12 protein-coding genes are annotated in these 18,257 nt (G+C 66.3%); 2 read left to right on the top strand and 10 right to left on the bottom strand.

Annotation, left to right across the window (positions count from 1 at the left end; translation table 11 throughout):
* Positions 1–407 precede the first annotated feature (407 nt).
* From ACM6JT_RS25850 to ACM6JT_RS25840, 3 genes are read right to left on the bottom strand one after another with little or no spacing between them, the layout of a single operon-like run.
* Positions 408–1,877, bottom strand: a complete 1,470-nt coding sequence (locus ACM6JT_RS25850; RefSeq protein WP_414857653.1) for an efflux transporter outer membrane subunit — start codon at positions 1,875–1,877, stop codon at positions 408–410.
* Complete coding sequence (locus ACM6JT_RS25845) at positions 1,877–5,014, bottom strand: multidrug efflux RND transporter permease subunit (RefSeq protein WP_414857558.1); 3,138 nt, start codon at positions 5,012–5,014, stop codon at positions 1,877–1,879. The genes ACM6JT_RS25850 and ACM6JT_RS25845 overlap by 1 nt, the downstream gene beginning before the upstream one ends.
* Before the next feature lie 15 nt (positions 5,015–5,029).
* On the bottom strand, positions 5,030–6,235 hold the full coding sequence (locus ACM6JT_RS25840) for a MexX/AxyX family multidrug efflux RND transporter periplasmic adaptor subunit (RefSeq protein ID WP_243565569.1): 1,206 nt from the start codon (positions 6,233–6,235) through the stop codon (positions 5,030–5,032).
* 149 nt (positions 6,236–6,384) lie between these two features.
* Between ACM6JT_RS25840 and ACM6JT_RS25835 the strand changes: the two genes are divergently transcribed.
* Together ACM6JT_RS25835 and ACM6JT_RS25830 are read left to right on the top strand one after the other, a co-directional pair.
* Positions 6,385–7,032, top strand: a complete 648-nt coding sequence (locus ACM6JT_RS25835; RefSeq protein ID WP_407971489.1) for a TetR family transcriptional regulator — start codon at positions 6,385–6,387, stop codon at positions 7,030–7,032.
* A gap of 338 nt (positions 7,033–7,370) precedes the next feature.
* Positions 7,371–8,636 (top strand): M23 family metallopeptidase, encoded by a 1,266-nt coding sequence (locus ACM6JT_RS25830; RefSeq protein WP_034184128.1) that lies wholly within the window; start codon positions 7,371–7,373, stop codon positions 8,634–8,636.
* Positions 8,637–8,801: 165 nt separating this feature from the next.
* Here the strand turns inward: ACM6JT_RS25830 and ACM6JT_RS25825 are convergent, their stop codons facing one another.
* From ACM6JT_RS25825 to ACM6JT_RS25795, 7 genes are all read right to left on the bottom strand, one after another.
* Positions 8,802–9,527: an amino acid ABC transporter permease gene (locus tag ACM6JT_RS25825; RefSeq protein ID WP_217589700.1), complete on the bottom strand. Its 726-nt coding sequence runs from the start codon at positions 9,525–9,527 to the stop codon at positions 8,802–8,804.
* Between the two features lie 2 nt (positions 9,528–9,529).
* Positions 9,530–10,252, bottom strand: a complete 723-nt coding sequence (locus tag ACM6JT_RS25820) for an amino acid ABC transporter permease (RefSeq protein ID WP_131947353.1) — start codon at positions 10,250–10,252, stop codon at positions 9,530–9,532.
* Positions 10,253–10,346: 94 nt separating this feature from the next.
* Positions 10,347–11,162 carry an ABC transporter substrate-binding protein gene (locus ACM6JT_RS25815; protein ID WP_041489925.1) on the bottom strand — a complete coding sequence of 272 codons (816 nt, stop codon included), beginning with the start codon at positions 11,160–11,162 and terminating at the stop codon, positions 10,347–10,349.
* Between the two features lie 538 nt (positions 11,163–11,700).
* Positions 11,701–13,005, bottom strand: a complete 1,305-nt coding sequence (locus tag ACM6JT_RS25810; protein ID WP_034184126.1) for an MFS family transporter — start codon at positions 13,003–13,005, stop codon at positions 11,701–11,703.
* A gap of 235 nt (positions 13,006–13,240) precedes the next feature.
* Positions 13,241–14,920 carry a SpoVR family protein gene (locus tag ACM6JT_RS25805; RefSeq protein ID WP_034184125.1) on the bottom strand — a complete coding sequence of 560 codons (1,680 nt, stop codon included), beginning with the start codon at positions 14,918–14,920 and terminating at the stop codon, positions 13,241–13,243.
* Positions 14,917–16,185 (bottom strand): YeaH/YhbH family protein, encoded by a 1,269-nt coding sequence (locus ACM6JT_RS25800; RefSeq protein WP_034184124.1) that lies wholly within the window; start codon positions 16,183–16,185, stop codon positions 14,917–14,919. The genes ACM6JT_RS25805 and ACM6JT_RS25800 overlap by 4 nt, the downstream gene beginning before the upstream one ends.
* A gap of 125 nt (positions 16,186–16,310) precedes the next feature.
* Positions 16,311–18,233 carry a PrkA family serine protein kinase gene (locus ACM6JT_RS25795; protein ID WP_034184123.1) on the bottom strand — a complete coding sequence of 641 codons (1,923 nt, stop codon included), beginning with the start codon at positions 18,231–18,233 and terminating at the stop codon, positions 16,311–16,313.
* Positions 18,234–18,257 lie beyond the last annotated feature (24 nt).

The following is an 18,257-nucleotide window of genomic DNA, read 5'->3' as shown; positions in this document are numbered from 1 at the left end:
ATGAATACAAACGTTTTACTGCGACACTTTGCCGCCGGAATTAATTCCAATACACGAATTAATTCGACCGTCAATTACCGATCGAGAATCAGATATTTGCGCGGCCGTCGGCACGCGATGCGCGTGTCTGAATGGACGAGATGAAAAAGGAAGATGCGCGGCACATGTTTGCGCCGGGAGGCGACACGATCGATCGCCGGATGCGGGCCGTTCCGGAAGATGCCCTTCCGCACTGCCGCGGTATGAAAACGGTCTGGACGACTTGCCCGACAGCGGAAGCTAACGCCGATAGCGATCGGCGATGCAGCGGGCAACGATGTCGATCGAAACGGGAAACGGCGGCCGCACGTCGAATCGTGCGGCCGCCGTCTCGTTGCCCGGCGCGCTGCGGCGTCAGGCGACGCGCATCATGCGGAAGCCGCGACCTCCGCCGACGCAGACGCCGGCGCCCAGCCGCCGCCAAGCGCGCGATACAGCGCGATCGCGTTCGCGAGCCTGAGCTGCTTGAGCCGGATCAGCTCCTGCCCCGATTCGTACGTGCTGCGCTGCGCGTCGAGCAGTTCGAGATACGTCGCGACGCCGCCCGCATAACGGCGCTCCGCGAGCTTCAGCCGCGCACCGTCCGCCGTGTAGACGTCCTGCTGCGCGGCAAGCTGGCGATCGATCCAGTCGCGCGCGGCGAACGCGTCGGCCACTTCGCGGAACGCGGTCTGCACGGTCTTCTCGTATTCGGCGACCGCGATGTGCTTGCGCGCGTTCGCGACGTCGAGGTTCGCGCGATTGCGTCCGCCCGCGAAGATCGGCAGCGTGATGCGCGGCGCGAACGTCCACACGCTCGTGCCGGCCGCGAACAGGCTCGAGAACGCGTCGCTGACCGAGCCGTAGTCGGTCGTCAGCGCGATGCGCGGGAAGAACGCCGCGCGTGCGGCGCCGATCTGCGCGTTCGCGGCCTTGAGCCGCGCCTCGGCCTGCCGGATGTCCGGCCGCCGTTCGAGCAGCGCGCTCGGTGCGCCGGGCGCCACGGGCGCGATCGACAACGTGTCGAGCGCGGTCGCGTCGCCGGGCACGTTGCGCGCGAAATCGCCCGCGAGCAATTGCAGCGCCCGCACGGCCTGCGCATGCTCGCGCTGCAGCGCGGCCTGCGACGCACGCGCGGACGCCACCAGCATCTCGGCCGAGCGCAGCTCGATCGCGTCGCTCGTGCCGGCCGCGTAGCGGCGCTGCGTGAGCGCGGCCATGTGCACGCGCGCGTCGAGCGTGCGCTGCGCCAGCGCGAGCTGCTCGTACAGCGAGCGCTCCGATACATACGCCCCCGCCACTTCGGCGATCACGCCGATGCGGACCGTGCGCTGCGCGTCCGCCGTCGCGAAATATTCGGCGAGCGCCGCGTCGGACAGGCTGCGCACGCGGCCGAACAGGTCGAGTTCGTACGCGCTGACGCCGACGCCCGCGCGATACAGCCCGCTGATCGCGCTTTCGCGCACGACCGGGTCGTACTGGCGCGTGCGTTCATAGCCGAGATTCGCATCGACCGACGGCATCAGGTCCGCGCGCTGCACGCCGTACAGCGCGCGCGCCTCCTCGAGCCGGCCGGCCGCGATCCGCAGGTCGCGGTTGTTCGCGAGCGCCGCGTCGATCCACGCCTGCAGCGCCTGATCGGTGAAATACGCATGCCAGTCGTCGAGCAGCGCGGCATCGGCAGGTGTCGCATCAGGTGCCGCAGCCGGCCCCAGGCTTCCATCGGCCGGCGCATAGGCCGCCGGCACCGGCGCCGCCGGCCGCTCGTAGCGCGGCGCGAGCGAGCAGCCGGCGAGCGCGAGCGCGGCGGCCAGCGCGAGCGGCGCCCGCAGCGCAGCGCGTGCATTCAGCGCAAACATCATTGCGATCCCTCCATCGTCGCCGGCTGCGTGCCGCCGCGCCGGCGCGGGCCGACGTCGAACAGGCGGCCGACGATCACGAAAAACAGCGGCACGAGGAACACCGCGAGCACGGTCGCCGTGATCACGCCGCCGAGCACACCGGTGCCGATCGCCATCTGCGCGCCGGATGCCGCGCCCGACGCGAACGCGAGCGGCAGCACGCCGACGCCGAACGCGAGCGACGTCATCACGATCGGCCGCAGCCGCAGCCGCGCGGCCTCGAGCGCGGCGTCGACGAGCGACATGCGCTGCGCGACCAGATCCTTCGCGACTTCGACGATCAGGATCGCGTTCTTTGCGGACAGCCCGATCGTCGCGATCAGCCCCACCTTGAAATAAATGTCGTTCGGCATCGTCCGCAGCGTGACGCCGAGCACCGCGCCGATCACGCCGAGCGGGACGACCAGCATCACCGCGAACGGGATCGACCAGCTCTCGTAGAGCGCCGCGAGCGCGAGGAATACGACCAGCACCGACAGCGCGAACAGCATCGGCGCCTGCGCGCCCGACAGCCGCTCCTCGAACGACTGCCCCGACCACGCGTAGCCGATGCCGGCCGGCAGCTTCGCGGCGATCCGCTCGATCGCGGTCATCGCCTCGCCGCTGCTGTGGCCTGCCGCGGCCGAGCCGTTGATCGTGAACGACGGATAGCCGTTGTAGCGCGTGAGCTGCGGCGGCCCCATCGTCCAGTGCAGCGTCGTGAACGCCGCGAGCGGCACCATCTCGCCGCGCGCGTTGCGCACGCGCAGCTTCTTCACGTCGTCCGGATCGAGCCGGTGCAGCCCGTCGGCCTGCACGACCACGCGCCGCACCTGCGTGCCGTGCATGAAGTCGCCGATATAGTCCGAGCCGAACATCACCGCGAGCGTCGTGTTGATCTCGTCCATCGACACGCCGAGCGCCGACGCCTTCGCGCGATCGATGTCGAGCTTCAGTTGCGGCGCGTCCTGCGTGCCCGCGAACATCAGGTCGGTGAGCGCGCGGTCCTTGCCGCCCGCCGCGAGCAGCTGCTCGCGCGCGGCGCTGAACGTCGCGTAGTCGAGCCCGCCGCGGTTCTGCAGCCGGAAGTCGAAGCCGCTCGACGAGCCGAGATCGGGCAGGGCCGGCGAATTCATCGCGAACACCGTCGTGTTCGGCGTGCCCGCGAAGCGCTCGTTGATGCGCGCGACGATCGCCTGCACATGATCGCGCGCGGCCTTGCGCTCCTTCCAGTTCTTCAGCGTGACGAAGATCATCCCGCCGTTCGGCCCTTCGCCGTACAGGTTGAAACCGCCGAGCGCGAACGTATACGCGGCCGGCTCGTCGGTGCGGATATACGACTCGACCTCGCGCACGCTCTGCATCGTTTCCGCGAGCGGCGTGCCCTGCGGCCGGATCACCATCACCATGAAGTTGCCCTGGTCCTCGTCGGGCAGGAACGCGGTCGGCAGCTGCGTGAGCATCAGTGCCGCGGCCGCGGTCAGCGCGCCGTACACGACAAGCCAGCGCAACGGCTTCTTCAGCATCGCGCCGACGCGTGTCGCATAGCGCTGCGTCGCACGCGCGACGAAGCGGTTGAACCAGCCGAAGAAACCGCGCTTCTCGTGATGGTCGCCGGACACGGGCTTGAGCAGCGTCGCGCACAGCGCGGGCGTCAGCGACAGCGCGAGGAATGCCGAGAAACCGATCGACACCGCGAGCGACAGCGCGAACTGCCGGTAGATGTTGCCCACCGCGCCGCCGAAGAACGCCATCGGCACGAACACCGACGTCAGCACCACGGTGATCCCGACGATCGCGCCGCTGATCTGCTTCATCGCCTTGACGGTCGCGTCGTACGGGCCGAGCCCTTCCTCGACCATCAGCCGCTCGACGTTCTCGACCACCACGATCGCATCGTCGACCAGGATGCCGATCGCGAGCACCATCCCGAACATCGTCAGCACGTTGATCGAGAAGCCGGCCGCATACATCACGCCGAACGTGCCCGCGAGCGCGACCGGCACGACGAGCGTCGGGATCAGCGTCGCGCGCAGGTTCTGCATGAACAGGAACATCACGAGGAACACCAGCACGCCGGCCTCGATCAGCGTCGTGACGACCTTGTTCATCGACACGCGCACGAACGACGACGTCTCGTACGGAATCTGGTACTTCACGCCCGGCGGGAAAAACGCGGACAGCTCGTCCATCGTCGCGCGCACGCGCTTCTCGGTCGACACCGCATTCGAGCCCGGCGCGAGCTTGATGCCCATCCCGGTCGCGACCTTCCCGTTCACGTAGGACGGATAGTTGTAGTCGTTGCCGCCGAACTCGACGCGTGCGACGTCGCGCAGGGTCAGCGCGGAGCCGTCGGCCTGCGTGCGCAGCGCGATCGCGCCGAAATCGGCCGGCGTCTTCAGCGGCGCGTCGGCGAACACGGTCGCCGCGATCGGCGCGCTGGCCGGCACCGCGCTGCGGCCGATGTCGCCGATCGTCACGCGCGCGTTGTGCGCGCGCACCGCCGACGCGATGTCCGACGCGGTGAGGCCGTGCCCGGCCATCTTCACCGGGTCGGGCCAGATCCGCATCGCATATTCGGCGCCCCAGAACTGCACCTTGCCGACGCCGTCGACGCGGCGCAGCGCCTGCACGACGTTCGCCGACGCATATTCGCCGAGCTGCACGTCGGTCATCCGGCCGTCGTCGGAAGTGAGCGACACGACGAGCTGGATGTTGTCGGCGGCCTTCTCGACCTGGATGCCGTCGCGGCGCACGGGCTCGGGCAGGCGCGCCTCGACCGTCTTTAGCCGGTTCTGCACTTCGACGGCCGCGAGATCGGCATTCACGCCCTGCTTGAACGTCAGGTACAGCGACGCCATCCCGGCGCTGCTCGTCGCGGACGTATACATCAGCCCCGGCGCGCCGTTCATTTCGCGCTCGATCAGCGCGGTCACCGATTCCTCGACGACCTGCGCGGACGCACCCGGGTAGGTCGCATAGATGCTGACGACGGGCGGCGCGATGTCCGGGTATTGCGCAACGGGCAGCGCGCGGATCGCGAACATGCCGCCCAGCATGATGAAGATTGCGATCACCCACGCGAAGACGGGGCGATCGATGAAGAAACGTGCCATGGTGGTTTGAACCGGTCAGGTTTGACGGGCGGCCGCGTGCGAAGCGGCCGCTGCCGGCGCCGCCTTCGACGGCGGCGCCTTCTCGACGGGCTTGACGGCCGTCTCGGGCGCGAACTGCGCGGCGTTGTCGACGATCACGCGTTCGCCGCCCGTCAGGCCGCGCGTGATGCGCCAGTCATGGCCGCTCATCTGGTCGGCCGCGACCTCGACGTCCTTGACCTTGCCGTTCGCGCCGACGACGCGCACCGACGTGCGATCGGTCGTGCGCAGCAGCGCGTCGCGCGGCACGAGGATCGCCCGCTGGTCGACCGCCGTGTCGAGCGCGATCCGCACATACGCGCCCGGCAACAGCTCGCGCTCGGGATTCGGGAACAGCGCGCGCATCGCGACGGTGTCGGTGGTCGGGTCGACCGCGAGATCGCTGAACAGCAGCTTGCCCTTCAGCGGATACGCGCTGCCGTCGGCGCGCAACAGCGTCACCTCGATGTCGTGCTGCGCAATGCCGGTCGCGCGGCCGCTCTTCACCGCGCGGCGCAGCGCGTCGACGTCGGCGGCCGGCTGCGAGAAGTTCACGTAGATCGGATCGAGCTGCTCGACGGTCGTGAGCGGCGTCGCCTGGTCCTGGCCGACGAGTGCGCCTTCGGTCACGAGCGCGCGCCGTGCGCGGCCCGCGATCGGCGCGGTGACGGTCGCATAGTCGAGCTGCAACTGCGCACGCGCGAGCTCGGCCTTCGCGGATACAACCCCGGCTTTCGCCTGCGTGTCGTCGGCAACGGCCTCGGTATGGTCGCGCTCGCTGACGGCGCGGTCGCGCACCAGGTCGTCGTAACGGCGGCGCTTGTCGCTCGCCGCGAGCGCGGCGGCCTGCGCCTTCGCGAGCGCACCCTGCGCGGCGTCGCGCGCGGCCTTCAGTGGCGCGGGATCGATGCGGAACAGCACCGCGCCCTGCTTCACTTCCTGGCCTTCCTCGTAGGTTCGCGCGGTGACGATGCCCGCGACCCGCGCGCGTACTTCCGCCTGCCGGTACGCGTCGAGCCGGCCCGGCAATTCGACGGTCATCGGCACGGCCGTCGGGCGCACCGTGACGACGGTCGCCTGCTTCGCGGTCTCTTTCTCCGCGTCCTGCTCGCCCTTGCCGCATCCGGCCACGACGAGCGCGGCCGCCAGCGTGAACGGCGCCAGCCGGCGGCAGCGCGACAGGAAGCAATTGTTGTTATTCATGGTGACCTCGGATCGTTCGCCGCCGATAAAATGCGGCGGCTCAGGGTGGTCGATTATAATCAGTCACGACTGATTAAATAAACGCTGTTTCAACCTGACCGCCACACTGTCTCAATAAAACGACAGCGAATTGTAAGGAAACTCACGACATGGCCCGCAAGACCCGGGAAGAATCGCTCGCCATCAAGCACCGGATCCTCGACGCCGCCGAGCTCGTGCTGCTCGAGAAAGGCGTCGCGCAAACCGCGATGGCGGACCTCGCCGAGGCCGCCGGGATGTCGCGGGGCGCCGTCTACGGCCACTACCGCAACAAGATGGAAGTGTGTCTCGCGATGTGCGACCGCGCGTTCGCGCGCACGTCGGAAGGTTTCGACGCGGGCGACGGCCTGCCGCCGCTCGCCACGCTGCGGCGTGCCGCGTCCCACTATCTGCAGGAATGCGGCGAGCCGGGCCCGATGCAGCGCGTGCTCGTGATCCTCTATACGAAGTGCGAGCAGAGCGAGGAAAACGGCGCGCTGCAGCGGCGCCGCATGCTGCTCGAGCTGCAGATGCTGCGAATCACGAAGGCGCTGCTGCGCCGCGCGATCGCGGCCGGCGAACTCGCCGCCGATCTCGACGTGCACCTGGCCGCCGTCTATCTCGTGTCGCTGCTCGAAGGCGTGTTCGCGTCGATGATCTGGACCAACCGGCTGCGCGGCAATCTGTGGAACGACGCCGAAGCGATGCTCGACGCCGGCTTCGACGCCGTCCGCATGTCCGCCGCGTTGCGCGGCCGCGCGCAAAAATTGCCGAGCTGACGAAAATTATCGTAACAAATTCTGATTTAACCCGATTTACCGCACTGCGAAACGAATGAGCTGACCCCCTTTAAAATTTTTAACGTTTCGCGGAACATCGGTAGACTGACGCTGTCATCATTCTTTAGCGTCTTCGTGATAACCGGGTTCGACCCGGTAAACACGCCGCCGTTCGAAGCGGGCCCGCCCCGCGCGTTGGGTCGAACGGAAACGACACAGGCCCCTGGCGGGGCCTGTTTTGTTGCACGCCCGCCGCCCGCCCCGTCGCCATTCGACGGTTGAGCCGCCGGCGGCCCCTGCCCACACCCCTTTGAACCGCTTTCCTGGATGTGGACACCTTGGTCAAGCCTGCCGCAACTCCTGATGCTTTCGCGCCCGGCCGCGCGCAGCGCGTCGTGCGCGCGCTCGTGCCGGCCGCCGTGCTCGGCGCTCTCGCCGCCCTCGGCCTTGCCGCCGCGCTGCCGGCCGTATCGCAACTGCCGGGCGCCGTCGACTCGGGCACGGCCGTGCTGCCGCAGCGCGTGCTGTCCGACACGCCGTTTCCCACCGCGCAGCATTTCGTGACGAGCGAGCTCGCCCGCACGCTCGGCGAGCGCAACGAACACGGCGAACGCAACGACCGCAGCCTGCAGCCTGGCCTGTTCGCGCCGCTCAGCGCACACCGCAACGACATGCTCGGCTATGCGAGCCTGTTCCAGCTTGCGCCGCCCGAAAACCAGCACGGGATGCGCGCGGGCGACATCGAGCTCACGCTGTCCGATACGCTGAACCGGCTCGACGTGCCGCCCGAGGTGCGCATCCAGCTCGGCGATCTCGTCACCGGCAAGGTCGCGATGCGCGCGAGTGCGCAGCGCGGCGACTATTACCGCGTCGCGTTCGACACGACCGACGGCACGCCGCGCCTCACCGCGCTCGAACTGCGCGTCGCCGGCCGCACGTTCGGCGCGATCTGGTTCCGCGCGCCGGGTGCCGAGCACGGCGCGTACTACACGCTCGACGGTTCGCCGCTCGAAGCCGCCGCGTTCACGATGCCGGTCAAGTGGACGCGCATCAGCTCGTTCTTCGGCGAGCGCGTCCATCCGCTGTCGCAGGCGATGGCGTTCCACACGGGCGTCGATCTCGCCGCACCGAGCGGCACGCCCGTCGACGCGGCGGCCGACGGCGTGGTGTCGTTCGTCGGCACCGATCCGGGCGGCTACGGCCGCTACGTGATCGTCGATCACGCGGACGGCTACTCGACCTACTACGCGCACCTGTCCGCGTTCGCGCACGGGCTCAAGACCGGCGAAACCGTGAAGCAGGGCCAGCGGCTCGGCTCGGTCGGGATGACGGGCGCCGCAACGGGCCCGCACCTGCATTTCGAAGTGCGCGTCGCGAACGATCCGGTCGACCCGCTCGTCACGCTCGCCAGCGCGCAGACGGCGCTGTCCGACATGCAGCTCACCGCGTTCCGCCAGGAAGCCGCGCAATGGCGCTTCCGCCTCGCGTCGATCAATACGGCGCCGTTCGCGTTCGCGCAGAACGACGGGCCGCTGTGGGGCGATTTCGCAACCGACAAATCGACGCTGCGCGCGGTCTTCAACACGCACTACTCGGCGTCGTGACGCACGTGCCGCCCGCCGTCGCTACGGAAGCGGCGGTGCAGGCGGCCGGCCATCCACCGTTGCTGTCCGTACTGCACGCCGGGCACGACCTGCCCGGTGTGCCGTCAACTGCGGATATTCACCAGCGCGTCCTCACTGGCCGTTCGCCACGGCCGTGGCACACCGTCACCGCGCGGGCTCCGTGCGCTCGGCCGTCGCCTGCTCGACGTGTTGCGCACGCGTGCCGCGCGACAACAGCCAGCGCGCCGCGCCGTCGAGCGACGTGCACAGCACCAGATAGATCGCCGCGACGAACAGGAAGATCGGCGCCGGATACACCATCAGCCGGTTGTTCACCTGCGTCGCGACGAACGACAGCTCCGGCACGCCGACGATATACGCGAGCGACGTGTCCTTCACGAGCGCGACCCACTGGTTGACGAACGACGGCGTCATGATCCGGATCGCCTGCGGCAGCAGCACGTGGCGCACCGTCTGCCAGCGCGTGAGCCCGAGCGACAGCCCGGCCTGCCATTGGCCGTCGCCCGCGGCGACGATGCCCGCATGCACCGCATGCGCGAGATACGCGCCGCCGACGAGCGCGAGCGCGCACACGACCGTCGCGAGCCCCGGCACATCCATGTGCAGCAGCACGGGCATCAGGAAGTACGTCCAGAAGATCAGCATCAGCACGGGAATCGCGCGGAAGAACCCGATGAACGTGAGCAGCAGCACGCGTACGGGGCCGCGCGCGAGCGCCATCGCGACGCCGAGCGCGATGCCGAGCACGGCCGAGGCAGCGGCCGACGCGATCGCAAGCACCAGCGACAGCGCGGCGCCGCCGAGCGGACCTTCCGGGAACGCGCCGACGAGCAGGTACGGCAGGTTGGAGAGCAGCAGCGAAAAATCCATCGTCAACGCCCCGCGCCAAGCCGGTCGCGCCATTGCGTGGCCGCATACGCACCGGCCTCGATCGCGGCCACCGCCGCGACGTACAGCAAGGTCGCGACGCCGAACGCGGCGAAGGTCTTGAACGTTTCCGTTTCGACCTGCCGCGACGCATACGACAGCTCGGCCACGCCGATCGCCATCGCGAGCGACGAGTTCTTCACGAGATTCATGTATTGGCCGAACAGCGGCGGCAGCGCGATGCGCACGGCCTGCGGCAATACCACGTAGCGCAGCGACTGCATCGGCGTGAGGCCGAGCGCCGCCGCCGCGTCATGCTGCGCGCGGCGCACGCCGCGCAGGCCGGCTTCGCATTCCTCGGCGACGAATGCGGCCGTATACGCGCTCAGCCCGACCCAGCCCGCGACGAATTCGAACGACGGCCATGCGAGCGTGAGCGGGCCCGCGCTCACTTGATGACGCGCGTTCAGCCACGCGATCCACGTGTCGGGCAGCAACGACGCGACGCCGAAATACCAGAACAGCAACTGCACGAGCAGCGGCGTGTTGCGGAACGCGACGACGTATGCGGCGGCCGCCGTGCGCAGCACCGTGCCGCGCGCATGCCGCATGACCGCGAGCAGCAGCCCGCCGGCGGTCGCGGCGACGGCCGACGCGGCCGCGAGGCCGAGTGTCAGCAGGAAACCCTGCCAGAGCCAGGACAGATATTTGGGAGCCAACCCGAGCATGCTGAGGGACGTGCGCGAAGCACGCGATCGGAACAAAACGGAAAGCGCCGCGCTGCCGACGTTCCGGCAAATCGCGGCGCGCGTGCGGCGTGGCTCAGGTCTTGTCGCCGATGCGGAAGATGCGCGTGAGCGGCGTCTTCGTCGTCGGCCCGAACCATGCATCGTAGATCTGCACGGCGCGGCCGTTCGCCTCGAGCCCCTTCAGCGTGTCGTTGACGAAGCCGAGCAGGCGCGTCTCGCCCTTCGGCACGCCGACGCCCATGTAGTCGTTCGAGATCGTGAACGCGGGAATCTCGTAGTTCTGCTTGTCGGGTACGTTCGCGAGCAGGCCGATCAGCTTCGGGCCGTCCTGCGTGATCGCCTGCACGTTGCCGGCGCGCAGCGCGGCGAACGCGAACGGCGTGTCGTCGTACGCGACGATCGTCGCCTTCGGGAATTTCTCGCGCAGCGTGATCTCGTTCGTCGTGCCCTTGTCCGCGCCGACGCGCAGGCCGTTCAACTGGTCGGCCGATTTCAGCACGCCCTTCTTCGCGAGAAACTGCTGGCCCGACGAGAAATACGGAATGCTGAAGTCGACCTGCTTCGCGCGCTCGTCGGTGATCGTGAAGTTCGCGAGCACGAGATCGACCTTGCCGGACGTCAGGAACGGAATGCGGTTCGCCGGGTTGGTCGGCTGGAGCTGCAGCTTCACGCCGAGCTTGTCGGCAAGCGCCTTCGCATAGTCGACGTCGAGACCGACGATGTGGTTGTTCTTTGCATCGACATAACCGAACGGCGGGTTGCTGTCGAACGTCGCGACGCGCAGCACGCCGGCCTTCTTGATGTCGTCGAGACGGTCCGCATGCGCGACCGTGCCTGCGGTGACGAGCGCAGCCCCGACGAGCCACGTAGCGAGAGTGTGGATTTTCATGAGCACGACCTGATTTGTTATGAAGGCCGCCGCGGATCGCGCGGCGGCCGGTTCGAGGAACATCACGACGAAGTGTGGTGTCGCGAAGCCGCTAACGTATCAGCGCATGCGGCGAATCCGAACCAACAAATGGTGCTTTGCTCAGCGGGTTTCGTGATGAGGCAAGCGAGCCGTGCGGCGGCACGCCGCGCACAAAAAAAGACGCCCGCTGCGGACAGCGGGCGCGAATCCCAGTCAAGGAGGTGTCACACGAACTACGGGTTCAGATTAAGGAAATTGCTCGTAACGGACAACGAATCGATTTCGATATCGATATGACGCGCCCCACCGACGCGATGCCGAGGATGTCTACCTGCGCGATCGTCCGGCTCCCCGTATACGGCCCGTCGCGCTCGCCGAGCGTCGAGCAGATGTTCGCATGGCTGGTCGAGCGTGTTCGATCACGCGCCGCCGCACGCGTAATCGCACGCCGCAAAAAAACGTCCCGCCAGCTGGCGGGACGTTCGTCACGATGCGACTGCGCGCGATGCGCAATCGATCACGGTTCGTTGCGCAGATACCCTTCCTTGCTCGGATCGCGCATCCGCCACGACACGATCAGCGAGATCGCGCACAGCACCGTCACGTACCAGTAAAAGGTTTCCTCGCTGCCGATCGACTTGAACCACAGCGCGACATACTCGGCCGAGCCGCCGAAGATCGCGTTCGCGACCGCGTACGACAGGCCGACGCCCATCGCACGCACTTCCGGCGGGAACATCTCGGCCTTGATGAGGCCGCTGATCGACGTGTAGAAGCTGACGATCGCCAGCGCGACCGTGATCAGCACGAACGCAGCCACCGGGCTCGTCACGTCCTTCAGCGCATGCATCAGCGGCACCGTGCCGATCACCGCGAACGAGCCGAACAGGATCATCGACGTGCGGCGGCCGATCTTGTCGGACAGCGCGCCGAACACCGGCTGAATCAGCATGTAGACGAGCAGCGCGACGGTCATCACGTTGCTGGCCGTCTTCGCGTGCATGCCGGCCGTGTTCACGAGGTACTTCTGCATGTACGTCGTGAACGTGTAGAAGATCAGCGAGCCGCCGGCCGTGAAGCCGACCACCGTCAGGAACGCGCCCTTGTGCCGCCACACGCCGCGGATCGTGCCGGCGTCCTTCTTGTCGCGCGACGCGCTGGTCGACGTCTCGTCGAGCGATTTCCGCAGGTACAGCGAGATCAGCGCGGCCGCCGCGCCGACGACGAACGGGATGCGCCAGCCCCACGCCTTCAGTTCGTCGGTCGACAGCGTCTGCTGCAGGATCACGAGCACGAGCAGCGCGCACAGCTGGCCGCCGATCAGCGTCACGTACTGGAACGACGCGAAGAAGCCGCGCCGGCCCTTCAGCGCGACCTCGCTCATGTAGGTCGCGCTCGTGCCGTATTCGCCGCCCACCGACAGGCCCTGGAACAGACGCGCGACCAGCAGCAGCGCCGGCGCGAGCGCGCCGATCTGCGCATAGGTCGGCAGCACCGCGATCACGAGCGAACCGCCGCACATCATCAGCACCGAGATCATCATCGCCGCGCGGCGGCCGTGACGATCGGCGATGCGGCCAAACAGCCAGCCGCCGATCGGGCGCATCAGGAAGCCGGCCGCGAACACGCCCGCCGTATTCAGCAGCTGCGTCGTGGTGTTGCCGCTCGGGAAGAACGCCGGCGCGAAATACAGCGCGCAGAACGAGTAGATGTAGAAGTCGAACCACTCGACGAGGTTGCCCGATGAGGCGCCGACGATGGCGAACACGCGCCGCCGGGTGTCATGCGCGGACAGCGCAGCTTGGTCGGTCTGGACGTCCATGGATTGGTCTGTTCCTTTTAATGCTTTCTGGGCGAGACGGCTTGGGGGCCGCCGCGTGCGGTCGCACGTGGCACCGGTTCCGGCGGCACGGCGCTACGGGATTTTAGCGAAATGTAAAGTAACAGGCTTTCCGGGTTCGTCCGGATGTAGAAAATTTTTCTCCCGCCGCGCGTTCGTCATATGAAAACGCCAGCCCGCGGGCTGGCGTCCGATGCAAACTATTCGAAAGCGGCGCTCAGACACGCACCTCCGGCGGCACGTAGCGGCACTCGTAGCGCTTGCGCACGGTGCCGGCCTCGTCGACGCTTTCCAGGTACACGTCGAACTGCCACAGCCGCGCCATGTGCTTGAGCACTTCGTCGCTGTCGTTCGACAGGTGGCGGTTGTCGGTCATGAAGTGACGCAGCGTGAGGCTGCGGTCGCCGCGCGTGTTCACTGCCCACACCTGGATGTTCGGCTCGCGGTGATGGATGTCGTACTGCCGCGACAACGCCTGCCGCACGTACTGGTAGCCGGAATCGTCGTGGATCGCCGATACCTCGAGCGAATCGCGCATGTCGTCGTCGAGCACCGAGAAGAGCCGCATCTCGCGGATCAGGTTCGGCGACAGGTACTGTGCGATGAAGCTTTCGTCCTTGAAGTTGCGCATCGCGTAGTGCATCGCCGGCAGCCACGGCGTGCCCGCGATCTCCGGAAACCACTTGTAGTCCTCTTCCGTCGGCGCTTCGCAGATCCGCCGGATGTCGCTCATCATCGAGAAACCGAGCGCATACGGGTTGATCCCGCTGTAGTACGGCTTCGTGACGGGCGGCTGGTAGACCACGTTGCTGTGCGAATGCAGGAACTCCATCATGAAGCTGTCTTCCAGCTTGCCCTGGTTGTACAGCGTGTTCAGCAGCGTGTAGTGCCAGAACGTCGCCCAGCCTTCGTTCATCACCTGCGTCTGCCGCTGCGGGTAGAAATACTGGCCGATCTTGCGCACGATGCGGATCACTTCCCGCTCCCACGGCTCGAGCAGCGGCGCGTTCTTCTCCGCGAAATACAGCAGGTTCTCCTGCGGCTCGGGCGGATAGCGGTCTTCCTGCTCCTCCATCAGCTCGGGTTTCTTGCCCGGCAGCGTGCGCCACAGTTCGTTCACCTGCGACTGCAGGTACGCCTCGCGCTCGCGCCGCAGCGCGGCTTCCTTCGACAGCGACGGCTTCTGCGGCCGCTTGTAGCGGTCGACGCCGTAGTTCATCAGCGCATGGCACGAATCGAGCAGCTCCTCGACGCGATCGAGCCCGTAGCGCTCCTCGCATTCCGCGACGTAGTTCTTCGCATACACGAGATAGTCGATGATCGCGTGCGCGTCGGTCCACAGCCGGAACAGGTAGTTGCCCTTGAAAAACGAGTTGTGCCCGTACGCCGCGTGCGCGATCACGAGCGCCTGCATCGTCATCGTGTTCTCTTCCATCAGATACGCGATGCACGGGTTCGAATTGATGACGATTTCGTACGCGAGGCCCATCTGGCCGCGGCGGTAGCTCTTCTCGGTCGACAGGAAGTGCTTGCCGAACGACCAGTGGCGGTAGTTGACTGGCATCCCGACCGACGCATACGCGTCCATCATCTGTTCGGCGCTGATCAGTTCGAGCTGGATCGGGTAGATGTCGAGCTCGTATTGTTCGGCGACCTGCGAGATGTGCGTGTCGTATTCCTCGAGCAGTTCGAACGTCCAGTCGGACGGGCACGGCAGCGGCTTGCGTTCGGCAACGTTCATACGCGCTTCCTTTTGCCCGGAACCGGGCAAGTCGGCGGCCGGCGGCGAAGGTTCGGCCTGCGCGCGTTGCTGCGATGCGGCAGGGCCGGCCGTGTCGTCGCCGGAGGGGCGCGGCTCGTAGCCGCGCGACTCGTTGTGCAGATGGCGGGTCGTCATGACGTTTCCACCTGCTTTTCGAACAATTCGCGAAATACCGGGTAAATGTCGGCAGCCGATTCCACTTTTTTCATCGCGAGATGCGGTTGCGACAGTGCCAGTTGCGCGTATTCCAGCCACAAATTCTGCTCTTCCGGCGCGACCTGGATATACGCGAAGTAACGCGTCTTCGTGAGGATATCCTCTTCCAGGATTTTGCGACACTTCGGCGAATCGTCGGTCCAGTTGTCGCCGTCGGACGCCTGCGCGCCGTAGATGTTCCATTCGGTCGGCGAGTAGCGCTCGTTCTGCACCTTGCGCATCAGTTCGAGCGCGCTCGACACGACCGTGCCGCCGCTCTCGGTCGAATGGAAGAAGGTGTCCTCGTCGACCTCCTCGGCGCGCGTATGGTGACGGATGAACACGACCTCGATGCGCTCGTAGTTGCGCTTGAGGAACAGGTAAAGCAGGATGAAGAAGCGCTTCGCGAGATCCTTGCGCTGCTCGTCCATCGAGCCCGACACGTCCATCAGGCAGAACATCACGGCCTGGCTCGACGGCTGCGGCTGCTTCACGCGGTTGATGTAGCGCAGGTCGAACGGATCGATGAACGGAATCCGCCAGATGCGCCCCTTCAGGTGATGGATCTCGGCCTCGAGCGTCGCGATTTCCGCGCGGCGGTCTTCCGGATCGCTCTTCATCGCTTCGAGCTGGGCCTCGAGTTCGCGCAGCTCGTTGACGAGCGGCGAGCCGAGCGCGATGCGCCGGCCGAGCGCGCTGCGCAGCGAGCGCACGACGTCGATGTTGTTCGGCGTGCCTTCCGCCGACCAGCCCGCGCGCACGTTCTTCCAGCTCGGCACCGTCAGCAGGTGCGTCTTCACGAGGCGCGGCAGTTCGAGATCGTCGAAGAAGTACTGCATGAACTCGTCGCGCGACAACTCGAACACGAAGTCGTCCTGCCCTTCGCCCTCGTTGCTGGCCTGACTGCCGCCGCCGCCCGAGCCGCCCTGCGGGCGCGGGATCTTGTCGCCGCGCACGTAGTCCTCGTTGCCGGGATGCACGTATTCACGACGCCCGCCCGGCCCGTGCCGGAAATTCGGCTCCGCGATGTCCTTGCGCGGGATCGTGATGCTCTGCGTGCTCTGGATATCCTTGATGCTACGGTCGCGCACCGCGTCGGACACGGCACGACGAATGTAGTTCTTGACGCGACGCAGGAAGCGTTCGCGGTTGGCGATGCTCTTGTTCTTGCCGGCCAGCCTGCGGTCGATGATTTGATGAAGCACTGCCGGTCTCCCGCTCGAAAGTCGATATGCCGGAACGCTCGCCGCACATGCCGTCTCCCGTCATGCGGGCGGCGTCCCTGAAAGCGCCCGTGCGGACTCGCCGCACGGGCTCGGTACCGCGCGCGTCATGACGACTTGCGCACGCGCAGGTACCAGTCGCAAAGCAGCCTCACCTGCTTCGGCGTATAGCCCTTCGCGACCATCCGGTTTACAAAGTCCTCATGCTTGCGCTGCTCTTCCGCCGAACCCTTTGCGTTGAACGAAATCACCGGCAACAGTTCCTCGGTGTTCGAGAACATCTTCTTCTCGATCACGACGCGCAACTTCTCGTAGCTCGTCCACACGGGGTTCTTGCCGGCATTTGCCGCCCGCGCACGCAACACGAAGTTCACGATCTCGTTGCGGTAATCCTTCGGATTGCTGATGCCGGCCGGCTTCTCGATCTTCTCCAGCTCCGCGTTCAGCGCGGCGCGATCGAAGCTCTCGCCGGTATCGTGATCGCGGAATTCCTGATCCTGGATCCAGAAGTCGGCATACGTGACGTAGCGGTCGAAGATGTTCTGGCCGTACTCCGAATACGACTCGAGGTAGGCCGTCTGGATCTCCTTGCCGATGAAATCCGCGTAGCGCGACGCGAGCACGTCCTTCACGAAGGACAGGTATTTCTGCTCGGTTTCCGGCGGGAACTGCTCGCGTTCGATCTGCTGTTCGAGCACGTACATCAGGTGCACGGGATTGGCCGCGACCTCGCTCGAATCGAAGTTGAACACGCGCGACAGGATCTTGAACGCGAAGCGTGTCGACACGCCCGTCATCCCTTCGTCCACGCCCGCGTAGTCGCGATATTCCTGGTACGACTTCGCCTTCGGATCGGTGTCCTTCAGGTTTTCGCCGTCGTACACCTGCATCTTCGAGAACAGGCTCGAATTCTCCGGCTCGTGCAGGCGCGACAGCACCGAGAACTGCGACATCATCTTCAGCGTGCCCGGCGCGCATACGGCCTCGGCGAGCGACGAGTTGCGGATCAGCTTCTCGTAGATCTTGGTCTCTTCCGACACGCGCAAGCAGTACGGCACCTTCACGACGAAGATCCGGTCGAGCAGTGCCTCGTTGTTGCGGTTGTTGCGGAACGCCTTCCACTCCGACTCGTTCGAGTGCGCGAGGATGATCCCGTCGAACGGAATCGCGCCGAAGCCCTCGGTGCCCTTGAAGTTGCCTTCCTGCGTGGCGGTCAGCAGCGGGTGCAGCACCTTGATCGGCGCCTTGAACATTTCGACGAATTCGAGCAGGCCCTGGTTCGCGAGGCACAGGCCGCCCGAGTAGCTGTATGCGTCGGCGTCGTCCTGCGCATACTGCTCGAGCTTGCGGATGTCGACCTTGCCGACCAGCGACGAGATGTCCTGGTTGTTCTCGTCACCCGGCTCCGTCTTCGCAATGCCGATCTGCCGCAGGATCGACGGATAGCGGCGCACGACGCGGAACTGGCGGATGTCGCCGTTGTATTCGTGCAGGCGCTTGACGGCCCACGGGCTCAGGATGCTCTTCAGGTAGCGGCGCGGAATGCCGTACTGTTCCTCGAGGATCGGGCCGTCTTCGTCGTAGTCGAACAGCCCGAGCGGCGATTCGTTGACGGGCGAGCCCTTCAGCGCATAGAACGGCACGCGCTCCATCAGTTGCTTCAGACGCTCGGCGATCGACGACTTGCCGCCGCCCACCGGACCGAGCAGGTAAAGGATCTGCTTCTTCTCTTCGAGCCCTTGCGCGGCGTGGCGGAAATACGCGACCACCTGCTCGATCACTTCCTCCATTCCGTAGAACTCACGGAATGCGGGATAGACCTTGATGACCTTGTTCGCGAAGATCCGCGACAGGCGCGGCTCGTTGCGGGTATCGATGTGTTCAGGTTCCCCGATTGCTGCCAGCATGCGTTCACCAGCCGTCGCGTACGCGGATGGATCGTTCTTGCAGAGCGCGAGATACTCCTCCAGCGAGAGCTCTTCCTCTCGCATTTTTTCGAAGCGGTTCGCGAAGCTGCTGTAAATATCCATGCTACCTCCCTCGCCTGAGTCTGA

Origin of the sequence: Burkholderia sp. IT-111MI5 (assembly GCF_949752865.1) — a bacterium.
In the GTDB taxonomy this organism is placed as follows: domain Bacteria; phylum Pseudomonadota; class Gammaproteobacteria; order Burkholderiales; family Burkholderiaceae; genus Burkholderia; species Burkholderia pyrrocinia_C.
This window is presented reverse-complemented; position numbering and strand designations above follow the sequence as displayed.